We start from the raw sequence: 21282 nt of genomic DNA on the forward strand, positions 1-21282 counted from the left end.
TAAGCAAAAGGCTTTCATGATACGAAAGCCTTTTTTAATATATCAATTAAACCTGCCAGTTAATGGGCGTATCGCCTTGGGCTTGTAACAGTTCATTTGTTTGTGAAAAGTGCTTACAGCCAAAAAAACCACGATGCGCAGAAAGCGGCGACGGGTGCGGCCCTTTTAAAATATGATGGCGAGCGCTGTTAATATTTTTACCTTTTTTTTGCGCATGAGCGCCCCATAAAATAAACACCACTCCTTTGCAGTGTGCATTTATATGGGCTATCACGTTATCGGTAAATTGCTCCCACCCTAAATGCTTATGCGAGTGCGCTTGGCCTTGCTCAACCGTGAGTACCGTATTGAGTAAAAACACGCCCTGCTCTGTCCAGCTTTGTAAGTAGCCATGGTCTGGTATTTCAAAATCGGGAATATCCGTTGCCAATTCTTTGTACATATTTTTTAGCGACGGCGGTAACTTTTTAACCTCTGGCAACACAGAAAAACATAAGCCATGGGCTTGGCCTTCTCCGTGATATGGGTCTTGGCCTAAAATAACCACGCGAATATTGTTAAGAGCTGTCGCTTCAAAGGCACTAAATACTTGCTCTTTGGGTGGGTACACAGCAACACCTTCGACACGGCGTTTTGCTACATAATCTAATGTTTGCTGCATATAAGGTTGCTGTAATTCATATTCTAAAAAGGCTGGCCAATCGCTCATTGTATACTCTTAATTTGTTTGCGTGATGCATCTATTTTATCACACATATTTGCCAGTCCATCTAGCATGCGCGGTGTAAAACGATGTAATAAATCGGCATTTACACGTATAAATTGGTTCTGTTTTACAGCGGGGACTTCTGGCCATTTTTGCCAATTAATTTTAGGTTGTGGCTTATCGGCCTGTTCATCAGGAATAATAATAATCTGTGGTTTTTTAATCACCACGTTTTCAATACTTATTTGCGGGTAGTCGGTTGGGCTGTGTGCAAATACATTGCTTACATGACATGTTTCTATAAGCTGGTTTATCCATGTATTTTCACTTACCGTCATCATTGGCTCTGGCCATAATTGATAAAAACCAGTCAATATTTTTTTGCTTTGCTGCTGCTTTTTAATTTTTTTGAGTTTAGTAATAAATGCGTTTGCTACTTGCTTGCTTTGCTCAATACGCCCTGTAAATTTTCCAAAAGCAATCAGCTCGTTTGCAACTTCTTCTATTTTTTTTGGATCACTTAAATGTACTTTTATACCAAGGCGTTTAATTTGTTCTAAATCTTCACTTTGATTACCGCTTTTCCAACCAATCACTAAATCGGGTTTTAGCGCTAATAATTTTTCAAGAGAAATACCATAGTAACCACCAATGCGTTCAATACTTTTAGCTTCATTTGGGTAATCGGCGTAATCAACAGTGCCAACAATATTACTTCCCGCACCTATAGCAAATAGGTTTTCTACTATATGCGGTGCAAGTGCTACAACGCGCAGTTTATTTGGCGCAGCTGTATCACGGGCCACGGCACTGCCCCCTGAACACAATAACAGCAGTGCAGTAAAAAACGCTTTATACATTAGTAATCAAACCCTTCTAGTGCTTTTATACCCGAGTCGAAGGCGTGTTTAACATTGCGCACTTCGCTTACTGTATCGGCAAGGTCTGTTAACGTGCGGTGCGCTGCTCGACCTGTAATAATAACCGACTGCATGGGAGGGCGATTATTTAGCGCGTTTACTACCTCATCTAAATCAATATAACCGTAAGTCACCATGTAGGTAAGCTCATCTAGTAATACTAAATCAATACTGCTATCAGCAAGCATACGCTTTGACTCTTGCCATGTTGCTTGCGCGGCTGCGGTGTCGGCTTTTTTGTTTTGCGTATCCCATGTAAAACCGGTATTCATAACGGCAAATTCAACCCCTGCGCCTTGTAATAAGTTACGCTCTCCACACTCCCATGTGCCTTTAATGAACTGACAAACAGCGGCTTTTTTACCATGCCCTACGCAGCGAGCAACCACACCAAAGCCTGAGGTAGATTTACCTTTACCATTACCCGTAATTACCTGAAATATCCCTTTAACATCTTGCGCAGCAGCCACGCGTGCATCTACCTGCTCTTTTACTTTTTGTTGGCGCTGCTGGTGCTTATCGTTATTTGTATCCGTCATTATTATCTCCTTCATAAATCGATATAATGTGTTGCATGTTCAAATGCGCCTCGCACATAGTGGCCAAGCGCTCAAGTTGTTGCTCGCGGTGCGCTACAATACTCACAGGTTGTATGGTTGCATCGCTTTTTACCCACTTTAAAATTTGCAGTGTGGCAGCGGGTTCATCAAACAAGCCGTGTAAATAAGTACCAGCAATGGCATTGTCGTCACTAATAAAGCCATCGTTTTCAAACCCATGAGGGTGCGCGTTAAACGTTAAAAATGGCTTATTAAGTGCTGCGCCTTCACTAATGCCGGCATGAATTTCGTAGCCGCTACACGGTGTTTGCAAGTTATTTAACTGCATAGCCGCCGTTACTTTAGTGAGTACTTTTTGCGTGCTAAGTGTGGTTTCAAAATCGCATAGGGCAAGCCCAGTTACTTGCTTTAATGACGACTCGACTCCGTTGGGATCATTTATGGTATACCCCAACATTTGCATACCACCACACACCCCCAATACTTTGCCACCATAGCGTAAGTGGCGCTTTATTTGCATATCCCAGCCTTCATTTTTTACAAAACTTAAATCACCCAGCACGTTTTTACTGCCAGGAATAATAATCAGATCAACCGGTGGGATCGCGTGTGTGTGGCGTACATAATTTATATTAATATTTGGGTGCAGCCGCAATGCATCAAAATCGGTATGGTTACTAATATGCGGCAATAAAAGCACGGCTACATTAATGGTGGCAGTCGTCACCGTGTTATCTATTGCTACAGCATCTTCGGCATCAAGTGCTAAATCATGCAAATAAGGCAGCACTCCAAGCACTGGTTTTTTTGTGTAGCGCTCAAGCCAATCTAGCCCACTTTGTAGCAAGCTTATATCGCCTCTAAAGCGGTTTATAACAAAGCCTTTTACGCGCGCTTGCTCGGATTCGCTTAATAACGCAAGTGTGCCCACTAAATGCGCAAACACACCGCCTTTGTCTATATCGGCAATAATAATGACAGGGCAATCTACCGCTTCTGCGTAACCCATATTGGCAATGTCGTTCTCGCGTAGGTTTATTTCTGCGGGGCTGCCTGCGCCCTCAACCAATAATAAATCAAACTGCTTTGCTAGGCGTTTATGCGAGGCAAGCACTGCATCCATCGCAACCTGTTTATAGTTATGATACGCCCCTGCCTCCATATTACTAATGGCTTTTCCATGTACAATGACTTGTGCTCCCGTATCACTATTGGGTTTGAGCAATATGGGGTTAAAGTCGTTTTGAGGCTCTACTTTAGCGGCTATGGCTTGCAAAGCTTGCGCACGGCCTATTTCGCCGCCCTCTTTTGTAACCGCGCTATTAAGCGCCATATTTTGCGGTTTAAAAGGCGCGACCTTTATACCTCGCTTTACAAACACTCTACAAAGCGCAGCGACTAAGGTGCTTTTTCCGGCATCTGACGTAGTGCCTTGAATCATTAAGGTTTTCATCAGCACTATGCCTTTGTTTTTCTAAAAAAGAGTAAGCTTAAAAAAAATACGCTACCCATAGCTGCTGTAATTACCCCTACAGGGAGCTCTTGGTTTTTAAGTAATGAGCGCGAAAGCACATCGACCCACACCATAAACGTGCCGCCCACTAAGCTCGTAATTAGTAAGCCAGCAGTACTGCCCTGAGATATAAAAAAGCGCACTATGTGCGGCACCATTAAACCTACAAAACCAATACCGCCACATAAGGCCACCAGCACGGCCGTTATTAACGAGCTCAATACCAGCATTAAAATTCTAAAACGGTGCACACGGACCCCAAGCGTTATCGCGCTTTCATCGCCAAGAAGCAGCGCATTTAACTGCCTTTTAAAGCTCAGCATAAAGCTAATACACACCACTATAACCACGCATGGCAACCATAACGTGGCCCATTGTGCGCGGGCAAAACTACCTAACGTCCAAAACAAAATACCAGCCACTGCTTGCGGGTCACTCCAATACAGCAATAAACTTGTAAATGCGCTAAATAAAAACGACAGTGCCACCCCCGCTAGCAACATAGACTCTACTTGCGACCTTTTTTGCCGCCCAGCAATAAGTATCAATAAGCCCATTGCTAAAAAGCTTCCTAATAAGGCAGCAGCCGATAACATAAACCCTGCACTAATACCCGCAACAGCCATAAGCAGTACGACCCCAAACGACGCGCCTGACGATATGCCAAATAAATACGGATCAGCGAGCGGGTTACGGGTAACCGTTTGTAAAATAAGCCCTGCAATAGCCAAACCTGCGCCCGCCATAAAGGCAAGTAAGGTACGAGGTAACCTAAGCTCATAAATAATACGCGCGTTAAACGAACCCTCTCCTGCTGATAAAATTCCTGTGAGCACATCACTTAACGGCGTATCTGCGGCGCCAAAGCTCAGTGCGCTAAAAAGGCTGCCCAGTGCAATTAATACGGCTGCTATAAATATTGTCCACTGGTTTATTTTTGTTATATCCATTTAATTAATAGCCATAAAAGTAAGTAATATGAGGAATAGTTTGGCCATTTTCTGTGCGCTGAGGGTGGCTAGTTACGCGCGCACATACCCCAAAAACATCCGCTAGCATGTCTTCACTAAGTACCTGCGCAGGCGAACCTGTATGTGTTATTTTACCTTTATTAATAACCACCAGCTCATCGCACATAGCGGCTGCTAAATTTAAATCATGAAATGAGGCAAACACAGTGACCCCTAGCGATTTTGCTAGTTCCATCACTTGTATTTGATATTTAACATCTAAATGGCTGGTTGGCTCATCCATGATGAGTAATTGCGGTTGCTGCACTATAGCGCGGGCAATCAATGCACGTTGCTTTTCGCCCCCCGAAAGCGATTCAAAATTTTGCTTACACTGTTGCTCAAGCCCTACGGTTTTTATTGCCTGTGTAATTTTTTGTTTGTCGCTGTGGGTGGTGGCGCTAAATAATGATTTATGAGGTGTAAGCCCAAGGGCAACCACATCAAATAATGTTAGGTTAAATTGCGCGGGCGTTTCTTGTAGAACTACAGCAACATATTTTGCGTAGTCTTCACTTTTAAGCTGCCAAATATCCTGCTGATTAAAGGTAACGTTACCAGCGGTCGGTTTATTAAAGCGATACAAACAGCGCAGTAAGCTCGACTTACCCGCCCCATTTGGGCCAATTAACCCAATAAACTTACCCTTAGCTATGTGTAAATTAATATTGTTTAAAATGGCGTGTTCATCGACTTCCCACGACACATTTTGAACGTTTAAAAAGGGTGTATTTGGCGCTAATGTAGTTTGCAAAAGTGAGTCCTTGGAAAGCGTGCACTCACTAACACACAGCTAAAAGACTAGTGTATCAATAAAAATGAGTTTACCCGCTCGTTAAAAAAGTATACCAATCTAGAACTTCTCATGCTGATTGATATGTCTCATTTGTATCTGACTTAAAGCGTGATGCTAATTACAGTTACGGGAATAGTTGAGGAATTTCACCTCATTCCAAATGAGGGTCTATTATGGGCGGGTAAGTAAATAATTTAAAGCAAAAAAAACCGCGCTCATTAGAGCGCGGTCAATAAAGGGAGTGTTTAAGCAACGCTTAAAACTTGTATTCCATACCTAGGCCAACGTAGTCTTGGTCAACATTGTTGTCCATATCAAAGCTTGAGTAAAAACCAAATACTTTAATGTTTTTATTAAACTTATGATCAACACCTACAGAAACTGCCGTTTTGTCGTCGCTGTCATCAAAGTCCATTGCTTGGTATTGCACTTTAAACGTGTTTTTACCCATGCTGTAGGCTGCGTTTAATAAATAGCCGTCAGCTTCTGCGCTACCGTCTACTTTTTCTTGAGTTTGGTACATAGCGCCTAATTTAAAGCTCTCTACTTTACCTTGAATTGATGCACGCACTACATCGTAGCCATTTACTTCGCTATCGGCTGCAACAGAGGCGTAAACCGCACTCTTTTTAAGTGCAGAGTCACCGTAGGTAACCGCCATTGAATAACCGTTATCTGCATCTACGTCATCTTCGGCAATAAATGTAGCAAGTACTTTAAAGCCTTCGTAGCTTTTAGATGTATAAGTGATTGAATCACCTAAGCGGTTTTCACCTTTAAAGACATTTTTAATATCGCCTTCAAGGTCATTAAATAAATCTAACTTACCTTGCGATTGTTTAAGCGCTGTATCGTTACGACCCACAACAACTTGACCATATGCACCTTTTAAACCTACATACTGGTTACGTGCAGAAATATTGTCGTCGTTATCACCTTTAGAGTCAGCATCAGATACATCAACTTGAAACTCAAACTTATAAACCGCTTCTAATCCATCAGTAATCTTTTCAGACCCTTTTAGTCCAAAGCGAGATGCATTACTTTTAATTTCAGTGAAAGACCCTTCGCCATCATCAGACGATTGCACAGTAACATTCGCTTTACCGTATACATCAACGTCTGCAAACGCGCTAAAAGATAAACCACTTACTAGTGCAACACATAAGCTCGATTTTACAAAATTCATGTTATTTCCTCGATAATCACAAGACTAATTTTTAAAACAGCTGCAGTTTGTCACCGTTAAATGACAGATATATTACAAAGGAAACATTTTTGTCTTTTTATTTTAATAAAAGTGTCTAAATTCTGAAAACAAACCGACATGAATATTTAATAAACAAAATTGTACCTATTCAACCTCATTAAAAATCATAGTCGGTATTTAGTGTTCATCAACAGGCTGATAAGCATTTATTTTAGGTAATAAGTTAATCAGGGTTTCTATTAACTCTTTTTGTTCGTTGTCTCTGTGGTAGGCCACAAAAATATCACGCGAAGTATGTTCTACGTCTTTTACATGAAACAGCTCACCCTTTTCTAGGTGAGACTCAACAAGCACCTCGGGGATGAACGCACTGCCGCCACACTGAAGAATTAAATCAAGGGCAATACGCCCCGTACTGGTTCTAAAATAAGGCGGCGTTTTACCGGTAAATTGGCGCGCATGCCATAGTGAAAACGTAGTACCCCAATCAACATATACATATTGGTTATCAAAAAAGTTCTCATTAGTGGCCGTGTCATAGCCACTAACCGGAATAATTGGCAGCTCGCAAATTCGCTCAACCACAAGCTCGTCTACTTTAGGGGGGTCAAATAAAATGGCTAAATCAAGCGTACGCTCTAATAATAACCGTGTGCTTTCTTGTTGGGCTTTAACCTCTGCGACCAACGACACCCCAGGCATAGCTGACACAATATTAGTAATGCCAAATTGTAAAAACGCATCCCATATATTAGGTGTACCCGCTAAACTTATTTGCTTGTGCATGTTATCGGCAAGTGCCACATCCACTTTGGCACGCTGCATGCCGGTGATGATCATTTTAGCGTGCGGAAGCAATCGCTCTCCTGGCGCCGTTAATTGAATATTGTTACGCTGGCGAATAAACAAGTTTACACCCAACCCCTGCTCTAACTGGCGAATCCGAAAGCTTACTGCCGATTGAGTGATATACAGGTTTTCAGCCGCTTTACCAAAGTGACGCGTGCGCACAACCTCTACAAATGTTTTTAATAAATCTATATCCAATTTTTTATCCTCACGATAAAAATAACTTGTTTAATAAATTGTCAAACTTGCATCATACTCCAGCAATAAACAGGGTATGAGGATACAGTTATGAGCAACGATATTTCACTACTTCGCCAAGCGTTTGTTAGCCAACGTCAATTTTATGATGATCAAAACTTTCCTCGCGGGTTTAGCCGCAGCGGAAACTTCACCTTATTAGAAGCCAGCATATTAGAGCAACACGGCGTTGTACTAAAAGGCCTTTATAATAAAACTTTAGCACCCCAAAATACGCTACAAGAGCAATTTGTTGACGTAGTTTGTGGCAGTAAAGAACCTACAAACCCAATCGAAAAAGCCTGGGTTAAATATTTAAAACTAACAACCTGTAAAACCAAGTTTCATACACTTTTTGGCCGTTCAAAAATGTCAGGGCCGGTACCAATAAGCCAAGACGATTATAGCGAATCAGATAGCGTATAAGCCTCTAAGATATTTGCTTTTTTGCGTTTTAACAGTTACAACTTGTATAAGCAAATACTTTTGCAAAATATCAAACAAGGTTGTTACGTGACGCGAAAAATACTCATAGTTGAAGATACGCCTACTATAGCGCGTGTGCAAAAGCATATCGCGCTTAAAGCAGGTTACGAAGTAGATATAGCCGAGTCTTTAGCGGCAACAAAAGAGCTAATAAAACACAATAGCTACTTTTGCGCTGTTGTTGATTTTATCCTTCCCGATGCTCCTGCCGGTGAGGCGATTCCGTATACTATTAATGCCGACATTCCCACCATAGTAATGACAGGCAATATAGATAAACAAACTCGCGACACGGTAGAAAAATACCCAATAATTGATTACATAATCAAAGAAAACAAACAAGCTTACCAATACCTAGAAAAACAACTAAGCCGTTTACCACGTAACGAGAACGTAAAAGTGTTGGTCGTCGACGATTCAACCTCTACCCGTAGATACATTTGTAGTTTACTAAAGCGCCATAAGTATCAAATACTCGAAGCAAAGGACGGCAAAGACGCGCTAGAGGTACTTGAAAGCCAAAAAGACGTGTCTGTTATTATTACCGATAACGAAATGCCAAACATGAATGGTGATGAGCTATGCGCCGAAATTCGCCGGCTTTACAGTAATGATGAAAAAGCCATTATCGGTATTTCAGGTGCTGACTCGTCAGCATTATCGAGCCTATTTTTAAAAAATGGTGCCAACGACTACCTCCATAAACCCTTTAACAGCGAAGAGTTTTACTGCCGACTAAGTCAAAACGTCGACATGCTTGAGCAAATAGCAACAATTAAGCGCCAAGCAAATACTGACTACTTAACGAATCTGCCTAATCGACGCTACTTTTTTGAAGAGTCGAGCAAATCACTCAAGTATTTAAAAAAATCAAATCAAGATGGTGCACTCGCCATGCTTGATATAGACCATTTTAAATCGATTAACGATACATACGGTCACGATTCAGGCGATGAGGTTCTCAAAGGGTTGGCGGTGTGTTTTAAAAAGTACTTTGAAAAGCAGCTAGTCGCTCGCTTAGGCGGTGAAGAATTTGCCGTTTACTTTACTGATGCAACCACAGCGCAAGCGCTAAAACGCCTTGAAGGATTTAGGCAATTTATAGAGCTTAATAGCCAAGAGTTTAGCCAAGAAAAAATTAAATTTACAATTTCTATTGGTTTTGCAAGCGGCCCTATTTACCAAATAGATGAGTTACTTAAACAGGCCGATTTAAAGCTGTATGATGCAAAAGAAACCGGCCGTAATAAAGTAATAAGCTAAACCTTAACGCTGCTTTATAGCAACTTGCTTAAACTATTATTGCGCATAGGTATTAAACTTCGGCGGCGGTTACAGCCGCTTTTTTACGCTTACGCGATTGATGATAAGAGTCCCAAGTAAATATAGCCAGTGCACTCCAAATACAGGCAAACGTAATCACCCGCTCTGCATCAAATACTTCATCGTAAAACACCACAGCAAGCATAAACATTAAACTTGGTCCTATGTACTGAAAAAAGCCCAATGTTGTGTACTGCAAACGTTTGGCCGCTCCGGTAAAGCAAAGCAGCGGCAACGTAGTAATAATACCGGCACTAATTAACAGCGCATTGGTATGCCAATCGTTTAGGGCTAAGTCGGAAGTAGGTGTTGGTGCCATTACCCACCAGTAAATTAATGCAACCGGCAGTAAAATTAGGGCCTCGAGTAAAATGCCTGGCAGCGCTTCAACAGGCAACTTTTTACGCAGTAAGCCATAAATAGCAAAAGACGTGGCAAGCGAAAACGCGACCACCGGAAACGAGCCAAAACTGACCAATTGCAATACTACGCCCGCAAAGGCTAAAAACACTGCAAACCCTTGTAACTTTCGCAGCCGCTCGCCTAAAAATAGCATACCCAACAGCACATTAAGTAATGGGTTTATGTAATACCCTAAACTGGCATCGAGCATATGATTATTATTAACCGCCCAAATAAACAGCCCCCAATTAAAGCCCAATATAGAAGAGGTAAGTACTAACATTAAAATAATTTTTGGCTGGACAACTATGCGCTTAACCTTATCCCAGTATTTAAGCACACTGACCACAAGCACTAAAAAAACCACAGACCAGACAACACGGTGAGTTAAAATTTCAAAAGCAGAAACATGCTGTATTTGTTTGAAATAAATAGGCGCTAAACCCCACATTAAAAAAGCTAAACAGGCAAAAATACCGCCTTTACGCTGCTCGTTTGCAATCGACATACATACTACTTATTCATACTAAAAGGCCGACAGTTTATACCAATTTGTGTTATTAAGTGATTTATTTTGCGGTAACTAAAGCTCAGCGCAAGGCAAAGCTTTTTATTTTAGCCGTACGTAATTAGCAGCTTTACCCTACTAAATACGTACCTGTACCAAAGGCGATTTGGATTGCCTTTTCGTTGTGTAGCTCCATTCTACATACACACACTTTATTACCAGAGCGGATCAAAGTAGCACTGGCTGTAAATGTCTCCCCTTTGCCAGGGCGCAAATAATCTGTGCGCAAATCAATAGTGCCTAAGGTAGCCAGCTTTTGCTGTACGCTAGGGATATCGAGGTCGGTTAATTTATCAATAACACTGGCTGCTGCAAGCATGCCGCCCACATTATCGAGCACCGCCGATATAATACCGCCATGAAGAATTTTTTGCGCAGGATTGCCTATAAATACATCCTGCCAGGGAAAGGTAATTTTAGCTTGCTCAGGACTGAGCGACTCTACCGAGATATTTAAAAACTGATTAAATGGCATGCCATTTACAAACAGTGCGCCAACTTGTTCAATTAACATTTCTTTATTCATTATTATTCTCTATGTTTAAATTAACACTGGTACGATGAGTTAAGCATACCTGAAGCAAAACCACGAGGCACTAATTAAATCATTTACCTCTAAGCTAAAGACATCCTATAAAAAAACCACTAAAATAGCCGCCGATGAATACTCTAACCCCTACACCTAGCACATTGGTCCGCAAGCCCGACACGGTTCTTAAACAAGTGTTTGGCTACAGCGAGTTTCGTGATGGCCAAAAAGCGGTGATCGACGCGGCCATTAATGGCCAAGACTCTTTGGTACTACTGCCTACAGGCGGCGGTAAATCAGTGTGTTACCAAGTACCAGCGTTAGTGCTCGAAGGGGTTACTGTGGTAATTTCACCGCTTATCTCGCTCATGCAAGACCAAGTAACGCAACTGCAAGCATTAGGTGTTAAAGCCGCTTACATTAATAATAGCCTGGCTCGCGAAGAGCAACAATTAGTGTACCAACAATTGCACCAAGGGCTAATAAAATTACTGTATGTAGCCCCTGAAAAAGTGCTTCAGCATGAATTTACCGAGCGACTCAGCCACTTAAATATCAGCTTATTTGCAATTGACGAAGCACATTGTGTATCGCATTGGGGGCATGACTTTAGACCTCATTACTTTAGATTAAATGAGCTTAAGCAGCGCTTTTCCCATGTACCTATGATGGCACTGACCGCCACGGCCGATAAAGCGACCCGCTTTGATATAGTTGAGCAATTAAAATTACAACAGCCCTATATACATACCGGCAGCTTCGACAGACCGAATATTCGTTACACCATCGAAGAAAAGTTCAAGCCCATGGCGCAACTACTGCGCTATTTAAAAGAGCAAAAAAATCAAAGTGGTATTATTTACTGCACTAGCCGTAAACGCGTTGATGACATTGCCGAAAAACTCGCTGATGCAGGTTTAAATGCCGCTGCGTACCATGCCGGCATGAGCAACGAGCAACGCCAATTTGTGCAAACCGGATTTGCCCGCGATGATATTCAAATAGTCGTTGCGACCGTTGCCTTTGGTATGGGCATAAATAAACCAAATGTGCGTTTTGTTCTGCATTACGATATTCCAAAAAGTATTGAAGCCTACTATCAAGAAACTGGCCGCGCTGGGCGTGATGGCTTAGCCGCAGAAGCCATTATGTATTTTGATCCCGCCGATATAGGCCGCGTTAGGCGCTTTTTTGAAGACATAGACGATGAACAACGCCGCCGCGTAGAAGAACAACGCTTTAATGCCATGGCCAGCTTTGCCGAGGCGCAAACATGCCGCCGGCAAATACTATTAAACTACTTTAGCGAGTATAAACGCGAGCAATGTGGCAACTGTGATATTTGCATTAACCCACCAAAAAGCTTTGATGGCACATTAGTAGCGCAACAAGCGCTTTCGTGTGTGTATCGAGCTGGGCAGCGTTTTGGCTTAGGCTATATTGTAGAATTATTACGCGGGGCTAATACCAGCCGCATACGCGACAACAACCACCACGAACTCAGCACCTATGGCATAGGCAAAGACAAAAGCAGTGAATTTTGGCTCAGTATATTACGCCAACTTATACACCAAGGCTTGTTAAGCCAAGATATTACCCAAGGTGCCTCGCTGCGCTTAACCGAAGCAGCACGCGCAGTGCTTAAAAGTGAATACGCTCTACAGCTTGCCGAGCCGCGCTTACAAGCTAAACACGTATACCAAGATAAACTGGCGCAGTTTAACTACGACAAAAAACTATTTGCCCGCTTACGGGCTCTGCGTAAAGAACTCGCTGATGCCGACGATGTACCGCCGTACGTTGTATTTAACGATAAAACCTTAGCCGAAATGGCGCAATTAATGCCCACCAACGACAGCGAATTTTTAAAGGTGTCGGGCGTTGGCTTTACCAAACTCAATAAATATGGCGGCGAATTTTTAACGGCCATTCGTAATTACCTTGCTAGCAATTAAGTAAACTATGACCCAAATTGAATACAATCACGCCCATAAATGCATTGTTATAAGCCCGGTAGAAGCCCCACACGATGAAGACTTTGAGCTGTGGAGCACGCTGTTTTTACACGCAGATGAAATAACAATTATTGACTACGCAGGGGGTGCTGACCGTCATCAATTGCGCTTTAGCTATCAACAGCAAACCTTTAATTTAAATTTTGAACACTACAGCGAAAGTATTTGGATTAATGGCGAAGGCCAAGAAGCCGAGCATTTATTAGCAGCCCTTGCTTTTTACTTAAGCTAAAACGCCTCGCATAAGCACTAATTAACAAAGGTGCATAACGGTAACAATTAATTAGTTTCAAAATCCATACCTTTTACTTACATTGTAATAACAATGATGTAAGCTGATATTACGACTCATATTTGCAGTAGTATTGAAGAGGTTGAATGGTGAATAGAAAATGGATTGCACACTGTTGTATAAGCTTAGCCCTTGTAAGCTTTAGTGCGCCTAAGGCCTTTGCACAACAACCACCCAATAAAACTAACACCTGCTCCCCTGTGCAAACTCACTCAGACAAAAGCAATAATTTACGCCGTGAGGTTGAAGATAAAACCACACTGATTAATAGTCGCAGCGACGCCCAAATAACCTCAATTACCCTTAAACAACTTAACGTTTTTAATACCGAGTTGGAGGAGGAAAATAACGCGCTTTTTCGTTTTGCCAACCGCGCGCATATTCAAACCGAGCCAGACGTTATTAGTAATATTCTGTTATTTAAACAAGGTGATAATTACAATGCCAGAAAGCTCGCTGAGTCAGAGCGTTTATTACGCCAACAAAACTATTTATATGATGCGCAAATAAGCGCGGTTGAAAACTGCGACGGCAACGTAGATGTAACGGTGGTAACTCGCGATTTATGGACCTTACTACCCGAAATAAGCTTTAGTCGCAGCGGTGGCGAAAATAAATCGAGCATTGGTTTTCGTGAGTCCAATTTACTGGGTTGGGGTAAGCGTTTGTCGTTTTCACGCACCACCGACAGCGATCGTAATGGTTATTTATTTGTTTATGATGATCCTAATATATTATCTAGCCGGTATCGCGGGCGCTTAGAGTATGCCGACAACAGTGACGGAAAACGCCACTTATTAGAGCTAACCTATCCGTTTTACGCCATAGATACACCTTATAGCTATGGTATTAAAAGCTTTTCTGAACAGCGAGAAGAGTCGTTGTATCGCCGTGGTGATGAATACAGCGAGTTTGATCAAACAACCGATTTTTTTAGCGCTTTTTTAGGCCACTCTAAAGCATTATCTGATAGCTGGACACAGCGCTTAACGCTTGGCTATGTAAACCAAGAAGACAGCTTTGCAGAAATAGAAACAACCTTTGCTCCCTTGGCCAAAAACAGACAACTAAGTTACCCCTATGTGAGTGGTCATTGGTTTGAAGACAGTTATATAAAAGTGCGTAATTTTGACAGTATTTCGCGCACCGAAGATTTAAATTTAGGGTGGAATATTAAAGCCCTATTAGGTTACTCAGATGAATCACTAAGTAATGATGACAGCAGAGCCGTGTATTCGTTAAAAGCTAAAAAAGCACACTTTACTACCGACAGAACGCTGTGGCGTTTTAGTGCTCAAGTGGATGGTTATTGGAATAAAGAGCAAAAACAACTAGAAAACTTTTTAGCCACCAGCGAAGTGCAGTACTACTTAAATACCAGCGAAAACCAATCCTGGTTTGTTAAAGCCCGTGCCCAGTATGCTAAAAACCTAACCGCCGATAAGCAGCTAACACTCGGCGGCGAAACGGGCCTTCGTGGCTATCCTATGGATTACCAGCATGGCGACCGAAGCTTTTTAGTCAGCTTAGAAAAACGCTATTACTGGGAGTACGATTTACTGCAGCTATTTAAAGTAGGTGCAGCGGGCTTTGTTGATGTTGGCCGCGCTTGGTTTAACGATGAAGACAACGGCGAAAACGATCATGTTTTAAAAAATGTTGGGGTGGGTTTGCGTTTAGCACCTAGCAGAGCAAACTCTGGCACCATGATCCACCTTGATATTGCCGCCCCGCTTGATAGCTACGACGATGTTGATTCGGTGCAGTGGCTCGTGAGTGTTAAAAACACCTTTTAAATAGCGAGCAATAAACGAAAGCGTTACACTAGCGCTTTAAATTTTCCTAAAAACAGTACGGGATCACACTTTGGAATTGTTTGCGCTTTTAGAGCTAATGGGTACGCAATATAAATTGATTGTTACCCTTATGGCCATTTTACTTTTTCCTCTTTTATTAAAAGTCACTAAAAAGTTGCTCGAAAAAGCCATAAAAGGAAAAGTAGATGTTCATCGTAAATTTAGAGCTGAGCTGTTATTAAAAATAATACTCGCGTTTGTAGTGCTGTGCTTAGTGCTTATATTTTGGGGTATAGAGCTGCGCGGGCTATTAGTTTTGGGCTCATCATTATTTGCTATGCTCGGGGTCGCTTTATTTGCCGCTTGGTCGCTGCTTAGTAACCTTACCGCTTTTTTACTCATGTTTATTCAAAATGGTTTTCATGTGGGAAATTGGGTGCGTATTGTTGATGGCGCAAACCATATAGAAGGGCGCATTGTCGAATTAGGTTTAATGAACGTGCTACTTGAGCATGTGGATGGGCACCGAGTTGTTTACCCAAATAACCTGTTTGTGACACGCCCGGTTATGGTATTAAATAAAGAACCTAAGCCTACAAAGGCACCGGTAATAAAACGGATTATTGGCCCTAAAAAAACATAGTTTAAAAAGTTATATCCGCAAAAAAGCCGCAGTAAGGCAAACCTCACTGCGGCTTTTTACTAGCTAACATAGTGCTAATTATTTAGCTCAGCTGTTTTAAGCTCTTCATCTAAATCATTTATTTCGTCAATAAAATGCTCTAATTGCTGCTCTACTAAGCTGTTATCATTTGCAAAGTAAGCAAGGTGGAATACCGCATCCCCTTCGTTTACTAGTGGCATAGTTTGCTGGCCAATCACAATACCGCCTTTAGGCGCTAAAAGCTCAAGCTCGGCATCACCTAATGGGCTACTTATGTACGCCAGCACTTGGCCTTTTTCTACGTGTTCACCTAGCGATACTTGCGCACGCACAATGCCATCTACCTCAGCGCGTATCCAACTTGTAGACCCTGCAATAATAGGTTCGGGCAGCTTTTTAGGGCGCTTGCCGCGGATCATTTTTAAATGCCGCATCACATAATCCACACCCTGCACACCTGCTGCAATGGCAATAGGGTCAAAGCGTAGGGCTTCACCGGCTTCGTAAGTAATAACCGGTATACCTAAATTAGCGGCTTCACTACGTAATGAGCCATTACGAAGGGATGCATTTATAACCGCTGGTGTGCCGAATGCTTTGGCCATATCAGCGGTTGCTTCATCATCTAAGTTAGCGCGTATTTGCGGTAAGTTAGTACGGTGAATCGCCCCCGTATGTAAATCAATAATATGGGTACAATGTACCGCCACCTGATTAAAAAACATATGTGCCATACGCCCCGCAAGCGATCCACGCTCAGAGCCCGGAAAGCTGCGGTTCATATCACGTCTATCGGGTAAATAACGTGATTTATGAATAAAGCCAAACACATTAACAATTGGCACAGCAATTATGGTTCCGCGCAGTTGGCTTGCATCTATTTTAGAGAGCAGCTGGCGTACAACTTCTACACCATTTAGCTCATCACCATGAATAGCTGCACACACCATCAGCACTGGGCCTTCCATTACACCATTAACCACCTCAATAGGAATATTGAGCGGTGAATGGGTGTAAAGTTTAGCAGCCTCTAAGGCAAGGGTTTTACGCTCGCCCACGCCAACACTTTCACCTAATAAGGTAAAAGGACGATTAATTTTAACCTTTGCCACGGGTTGCGGTTCCTTTAATAGCAGCATTTTTTTCGATGAAATCAATCACCATACCGGCAATATCTTTGCCTGTTGCCACTTCAATCCCTTCAAGACCTGGAGAAGAGTTTACTTCCATTACCAAAGGCCCACGAGATGAGCGAAGTAAATCAACGCCCGCTACATTTAAGCCCATTGCTTTTGCTGCAGCAACGGCGGTTTTACGCTCTTCTGGGGTAATGCGTACTAATGTAGCGCTACCACCACGGTGAAGGTTTGAGCGGAACTCGCCTTCTTGCGCTTGGCGCTTCATGGCCGCTATTACTTTATCACCAAGTACAAAACAACGAATATCGGCTCCGCCGGCTTCTTTAATGTATTCTTGAACCATAATATTGGCTTTTAAACCCATAAACGCTTCAATAACACTTTCAGCCGCTTTACGTGTTTCAGCAAGTACAACACCAATGCCTTGTGTGCCTTCAAGTAATTTAATAACCACCGGAGCACCGCCTACCATTTCTAGTAAGTCTTTAACGTCATCTGGTTTGCTGGCAAAACCGGTTACCGGCATGCCTACCCCTTTACGTGATAACAGCTGAAGTGAGCGTAATTTATCGCGCGAACGAGAAATAGCCACCGATTCGTTAACAGGATAAACCCCCATCATTTCGAACTGACGTAAAACAGAGCAACCATAAAACGTCACCGATGCACCAATACGCGGAACAATGGCGTCAAAATCTTTTAAATTTTCACCACGGTAGTGAATTTCTGGCTGCTCTGAGTTTATATTCATATAGCAACGAAGCGCATCAATCACCTTTACCTCGTGACCGCGTGCCTCTGCCGCTTCAATTAAGCGACGCGTTGAATACAAATTTCTGTTGCGAGATAAAATACCAATTTTCATAGTTAAAACCTTAACTATCTAATAAATGAGATAAAGCCGGATCAACGACTATACGATTTTCCATGGCTGTACGCCCTAGTAACATTCTAAACTTCATTGTTGCTCTACTCGTTAAAGTGACTTCTATTGGCCAGCTGTGCTGCCCTGCATGCAATGTTGTTTCTATAAAGTAGCGCAACTCTTTTTGCCCACTAGAGCTGGTTACGGCCTTAATTTTTTTAACCTTTGCTTTGCAAGTAATGCGTGTTTGCTCATCGTCTTGCAAAGGCTGGGCTATAAATTTCACCCACTTTTCACCGTCTTCTTCGTACTCTTCAATGTTAATTGCATGAATACATGAAGTGCGGGCGCCAGTATCAACTTTTGCTTTAATCTTCTCGATGCCAAGCTCGGGTAAACTTAACCACTCACGCCAACCAACTGTTAACTTTGCTGTCATAAATGTGCCCTTAATAAAAAAGTGACTTATACGCTACGGCGCATAAAACACCAGCGAAATAAATTTATCTAGTCGATGAGTAAATTAAATTGATCTTTTATAGGAACTAATCACACAATGCGCGCCTTGCTGTTTAGTGCCTTATTTAGCGATTCAAGCCTGCATATAGGTTTTACCTTAACGCTAACTTATTAAAAGTTAAGGTAAGTTTGTAAAGCACTATGCAGATACACTATAGTTAACTGTATTAAAAATACACTATTATATGAGTTTAAAATATGATTAATGGTTTACTGCATGCACTGGTGCTTGATGAAAAAGGCGGCGCGCACGCCATAGAAAACACCCGCGATTTAAATAACTGGCACCCTAGCCAAGGTAAACTGTGGATACATATGGACTACAGCCAAAGCGAGGCAGTAACGTGGCTTAAAAGCCAGGCTCACCTTACCGACTTTGAGCTTGATTCGCTTATTGCTGATGAAACTCGCCCTCGCTTAACACCTAGTACCAATGGCCATATGCTGTTTTTGCGTGGTGTAAATTTAAACCCAGCGCAAAGCCCTGAGGACATGGTGTCAATTCGTTTATTTATTAGCGAATCTGTGGTTATCACAACGCGCAAACGTCGCTTACTTTCGATTCAAGATATATTAGCAGAGCTTAATGCTGGCCACGGCCCATGCTCAATATCAGAGTTGGTCGGCTCTATTACGCAAAAACTGACATCACGCATGCAAAGTGTCATTGATACGCTTGATGAAACCCTGGATGAATTTGAAGAAGAAATAGACGAGCCAAGTAAAAAGTTTGATAACCAAGGTTTATCTCAACTGCGCCGTCAAACTATTGCCTTAAAGCGTTACTTAAAACCGCAAAAGGAAGCGTTAAGTTTAATGGTAAATAACCATTACCCCTGGCTTTTAGATGAAGATAAAGCAAAGCTAAACGAAACCACTAACTTACTTATTCGTTATTTAGAAGAGCTAGATAGCGCCATAGAGCGTGCGCAAATTATTCAGCAAACCATTACTAACCAGGTGTCTGAGCAATTAAATCAACGCATGTATGTAATGTCGGTTGTGGCTGCGCTTTTTTTACCACTGGGCTTTTTAACGGGCCTTTTAGGGGTAAATGTAGGTGGCATACCTGGCACCGAAAACCCTTATGCATTTTGTGCATTTGTGATTTTTTTAATTGTGCTTACTGGCGGTATTGGTGTGTACTTTAAAAATAAAAAATGGTTATAAAATAAAGTTTTTTTATTATGGCCACTCAATTGAGTGGCCATAATAAGTCACTAATTAATTAGTTTCGCGCGTATAACTCACATTGGTCATCGTCACTTTTGACTCTGTAATGCCTAAATCCTCAAAACAGTTTTTAAACGAGTTAGAGTTTCCGGCCTCACCACATTTATCTAATGTGTATGGGTCTTGCGATTGCAGGTAGTTACCAAACTTAAAGTATGACTGCGAATCATCCTCTACCGGTATACCGAACGAGTTACCGAATGCCGTAACCTCTACATCGCCGTAGTTATTAACTACCCGCAAGTTAAATGTCTCACCGCTGGTCATTGTACCCAAAGCAAATTTTTCTTCATTACCGCTGGTATTACGTAAACGTACGTACACATCAAAAATTCCGTTGTTCGCTACGCTATCATTAAAGCCCGATTCATCAGTATCCGACACATACACTTTAGATATAGTCCCGGTATCGCTAGCATGGTGCTGCGATATAATTGTTTTTCCGCCATCAGACATCTCAACTTTTACCGTAGCTTCGAACACTTCATAGGTTTGAGTCATAGCAACGCGTAAACTTTCTTTAACCTTATACTCATGACGCCAGCCATTACCATTAGGCGTAATATGTTGTGCCTCTAACGGCACAAACACTAAGGTGCTATCGTCAACGAGAGGATTTGGGTTATCACCTTCTAAATCAAAAATGCTACCACTGGTTATGCTGCTAGGTATTGTTGAACCATTTGAGTTATCGCTGCCGCCATCTGAGCCACCATCATTACTGCCGCTGCCCTCAACCAAGGCAAAATTATCAAACCTTACATCGCTGGTGTTGTTGTAATGTTTAGCAAAAACCTGAAGTGAATTGGTGTTTGCTGAGGTAAATGTTTTTGTTACTTTAGTCCACGAAGAAACATTAAAGGTTTGGTTTTTAAATAAACCATTTAAATCGTTTACACCAATTTGCCCTTTACCCAGCACATAAGCACTTAGGGTGTATTCAGTGTTAGGCTGTATATCTACCACTTGATAAACCCGTGCTGGACTGCCCTGAATTTTTTAACGATTTTGAGCCACTGTAAGCATCTGAAGAAATAGCGGCTGGGTCGGTTTCGTTCCAATTACTAAAGCCACTTTCAAAGCCTGCATTATTAATTGTTGCAGCATGAGATAGCGCTGAACTTGTCGCAATTGCGCTGTAAAAAAACAGTTTTTTATGGTTAATCATTATCTTTATTCCTTTAAACCTGAATATAAAAATAACCTAACTACCTAGTTTTGTGTCAGTCACTAAAACTTAGATCACCCTGTGTAAACAGGTTTCTATTTTTGTGTATGAATAGATTTGGCAAGAAAACCCAGGTTACAAAAATCAATCTAAAACCCTTAAATTGGCCATACCAATATTAATGCCATATGGGGAGCTAAAGGCTATATTTTTTGTTACCAATATGTCAACAGAGGATGTAATAGCAAATAAGTATTAGTTTTATTAAATATTACATTTACAACTTGTAAATAGTTATAACTATTCAACAGGTTATATATTAGGGACAGGTTAGCAATAAATAAAAATATTTTTTCAATTTAATGAATAAGTAGTACATCGAAATAAGCCCTATTACCAATAGGAATATGAACAAGCTTAACTTTTAATGAATAAATTAAGGAGAATTAAGTTTTTTATATGGAAGATAACAATTGGTTATA

The 21282-nt window shown here is 41.7% G+C and carries 20 protein-coding genes, 1 pseudogene and 1 riboswitch; of the genes and pseudogenes, 7 read left to right on the forward strand and 14 right to left on the reverse strand.

What is annotated here, in order from left to right; translation table 11 throughout:
* Positions 1-46: 46 nt before the first annotated feature.
* The 8 genes from ung to PSI06_RS02105 all read right to left on the reverse strand — a co-directional run bounded on the left by ung (position 47) and on the right by PSI06_RS02105 (position 7762).
* Positions 47-709 carry a uracil-DNA glycosylase gene (gene ung, locus PSI06_RS02070; protein WP_273602698.1) on the reverse strand — a complete coding sequence of 221 codons (663 nt, stop codon included), beginning with the start codon at positions 707-709 and terminating at the stop codon, positions 47-49.
* On the reverse strand, positions 706-1566 hold the full coding sequence (locus PSI06_RS02075; RefSeq protein WP_273602699.1) for a cobalamin-binding protein: 861 nt from the start codon (positions 1564-1566) through the stop codon (positions 706-708). Before PSI06_RS02075 ends, ung begins: the two co-directional genes overlap by 4 nt.
* The gene (gene cobO / locus PSI06_RS02080; protein WP_055254850.1) at positions 1566-2165 is read right to left on the reverse strand and encodes a cob(I)yrinic acid a,c-diamide adenosyltransferase; all 600 of its coding nucleotides are present in this window, start codon (positions 2163-2165) and stop codon (positions 1566-1568) included. Before cobO ends, PSI06_RS02075 begins: the two co-directional genes overlap by 1 nt.
* Entirely contained in the window at positions 2149-3639 is a 1491-nt protein-coding gene (locus PSI06_RS02085) for a cobyric acid synthase (protein WP_273602700.1), read from the reverse strand. Before PSI06_RS02085 ends, cobO begins: the two co-directional genes overlap by 17 nt.
* 5 nt (positions 3640-3644) lie before the next feature.
* A complete protein-coding gene (locus tag PSI06_RS02090) occupies positions 3645-4649 on the reverse strand; it encodes a FecCD family ABC transporter permease (RefSeq protein WP_055254854.1) in 1005 nt (334 codons plus the stop codon).
* 4 nt (positions 4650-4653) lie between these two features.
* Positions 4654-5463, reverse strand: a complete 810-nt coding sequence (locus tag PSI06_RS02095) for an ABC transporter ATP-binding protein (protein ID WP_273587753.1) — start codon at positions 5461-5463, stop codon at positions 4654-4656.
* A 68-nt stretch (positions 5464-5531) separates the two neighbouring features.
* Positions 5532-5663: riboswitch (cobalamin riboswitch) on the reverse strand.
* 98 nt (positions 5664-5761) lie between these two features.
* Positions 5762-6694 (reverse strand): porin, encoded by a 933-nt coding sequence (locus PSI06_RS02100; protein ID WP_054983757.1) that lies wholly within the window; start codon positions 6692-6694, stop codon positions 5762-5764.
* Positions 6695-6892: 198 nt separating this feature from the next.
* Entirely contained in the window at positions 6893-7762 is an 870-nt protein-coding gene (locus PSI06_RS02105) for a LysR family transcriptional regulator (RefSeq protein ID WP_004587984.1), read from the reverse strand.
* 90 nt (positions 7763-7852) lie between these two features.
* Here PSI06_RS02105 and PSI06_RS02110 point away from each other — a divergent pair, with 90 nt between their 5' ends.
* Positions 7853-8227 carry a DUF413 domain-containing protein gene (locus PSI06_RS02110; protein WP_004587983.1) on the forward strand — a complete coding sequence of 125 codons (375 nt, stop codon included), beginning with the start codon at positions 7853-7855 and terminating at the stop codon, positions 8225-8227.
* 87 nt (positions 8228-8314) lie between these two features.
* Positions 8315-9550: a response regulator gene (locus tag PSI06_RS02115; protein WP_039972264.1), complete on the forward strand. Its 1236-nt coding sequence runs from the start codon at positions 8315-8317 to the stop codon at positions 9548-9550.
* 52 nt (positions 9551-9602) lie between these two features.
* On the opposite strand, the gene rarD is transcribed toward PSI06_RS02115, so the two are convergent.
* Together rarD and PSI06_RS02125 are read right to left on the reverse strand one after the other, a co-directional pair.
* Positions 9603-10520: an EamA family transporter RarD gene (gene rarD / locus PSI06_RS02120; RefSeq protein ID WP_273602701.1), complete on the reverse strand. Its 918-nt coding sequence runs from the start codon at positions 10518-10520 to the stop codon at positions 9603-9605.
* A gap of 130 nt (positions 10521-10650) precedes the next feature.
* Positions 10651-11106, reverse strand: coding sequence for a thioesterase family protein (locus PSI06_RS02125; protein ID WP_264390061.1), 456 nt, complete (start codon positions 11104-11106; stop codon positions 10651-10653).
* A gap of 134 nt (positions 11107-11240) precedes the next feature.
* Between PSI06_RS02125 and recQ the strand changes: the two genes are divergently transcribed.
* The 4 genes from recQ to PSI06_RS02145 all read left to right on the forward strand — a co-directional run bounded on the left by recQ (position 11241) and on the right by PSI06_RS02145 (position 15855).
* A complete protein-coding gene (gene recQ / locus PSI06_RS02130) occupies positions 11241-13064 on the forward strand; it encodes a DNA helicase RecQ (RefSeq protein ID WP_054983758.1) in 1824 nt (607 codons plus the stop codon).
* Between the two features lie 7 nt (positions 13065-13071).
* Positions 13072-13356, forward strand: a complete 285-nt coding sequence (locus PSI06_RS02135) for a DUF3630 family protein (protein WP_029772370.1) — start codon at positions 13072-13074, stop codon at positions 13354-13356.
* 146 nt (positions 13357-13502) lie between these two features.
* Positions 13503-15212, forward strand: a complete 1710-nt coding sequence (locus PSI06_RS02140) for a POTRA domain-containing protein (RefSeq protein ID WP_273602702.1) — start codon at positions 13503-13505, stop codon at positions 15210-15212.
* A gap of 70 nt (positions 15213-15282) precedes the next feature.
* Complete coding sequence (locus PSI06_RS02145) at positions 15283-15855, forward strand: mechanosensitive ion channel domain-containing protein (protein ID WP_029772372.1); 573 nt, start codon at positions 15283-15285, stop codon at positions 15853-15855.
* 74 nt (positions 15856-15929) lie between these two features.
* On the opposite strand, the gene PSI06_RS02150 is transcribed toward PSI06_RS02145, so the two are convergent.
* Genes PSI06_RS02150 through PSI06_RS02160 form a run of 3 tightly spaced genes read right to left on the reverse strand, consistent with a single transcriptional unit; the run spans position 15930 to position 18319 of the window.
* Entirely contained in the window at positions 15930-16988 is a 1059-nt protein-coding gene (locus PSI06_RS02150) for a succinylglutamate desuccinylase/aspartoacylase family protein (RefSeq protein WP_096041198.1), read from the reverse strand.
* Positions 16975-17880, reverse strand: a complete 906-nt coding sequence (gene rimK, locus PSI06_RS02155; protein WP_004587974.1) for a 30S ribosomal protein S6--L-glutamate ligase — start codon at positions 17878-17880, stop codon at positions 16975-16977. Before rimK ends, PSI06_RS02150 begins: the two co-directional genes overlap by 14 nt.
* Before the next feature lie 10 nt (positions 17881-17890).
* Complete coding sequence (locus PSI06_RS02160) at positions 17891-18319, reverse strand: ATP-dependent zinc protease family protein (protein ID WP_248442692.1); 429 nt, start codon at positions 18317-18319, stop codon at positions 17891-17893.
* 278 nt (positions 18320-18597) lie between these two features.
* On the opposite strand from PSI06_RS02160, the gene PSI06_RS02165 reads away from it, so the two are divergent.
* Positions 18598-19569 carry a zinc transporter ZntB gene (locus tag PSI06_RS02165; protein ID WP_273602703.1) on the forward strand — a complete coding sequence of 324 codons (972 nt, stop codon included), beginning with the start codon at positions 18598-18600 and terminating at the stop codon, positions 19567-19569.
* 54 nt (positions 19570-19623) lie between these two features.
* Here PSI06_RS02165 and PSI06_RS02170 read toward each other — a convergent pair.
* A pseudogene (locus tag PSI06_RS02170) lies at positions 19624-20800 on the reverse strand (polysaccharide lyase family 7 protein).
* Positions 20801-21282 lie beyond the last annotated feature (482 nt).

This window comes from Pseudoalteromonas sp. GABNS16E, assembly GCF_028598715.1.
Taxonomy (GTDB): Bacteria; Pseudomonadota; Gammaproteobacteria; order Enterobacterales; family Alteromonadaceae; genus Pseudoalteromonas; species Pseudoalteromonas atlantica.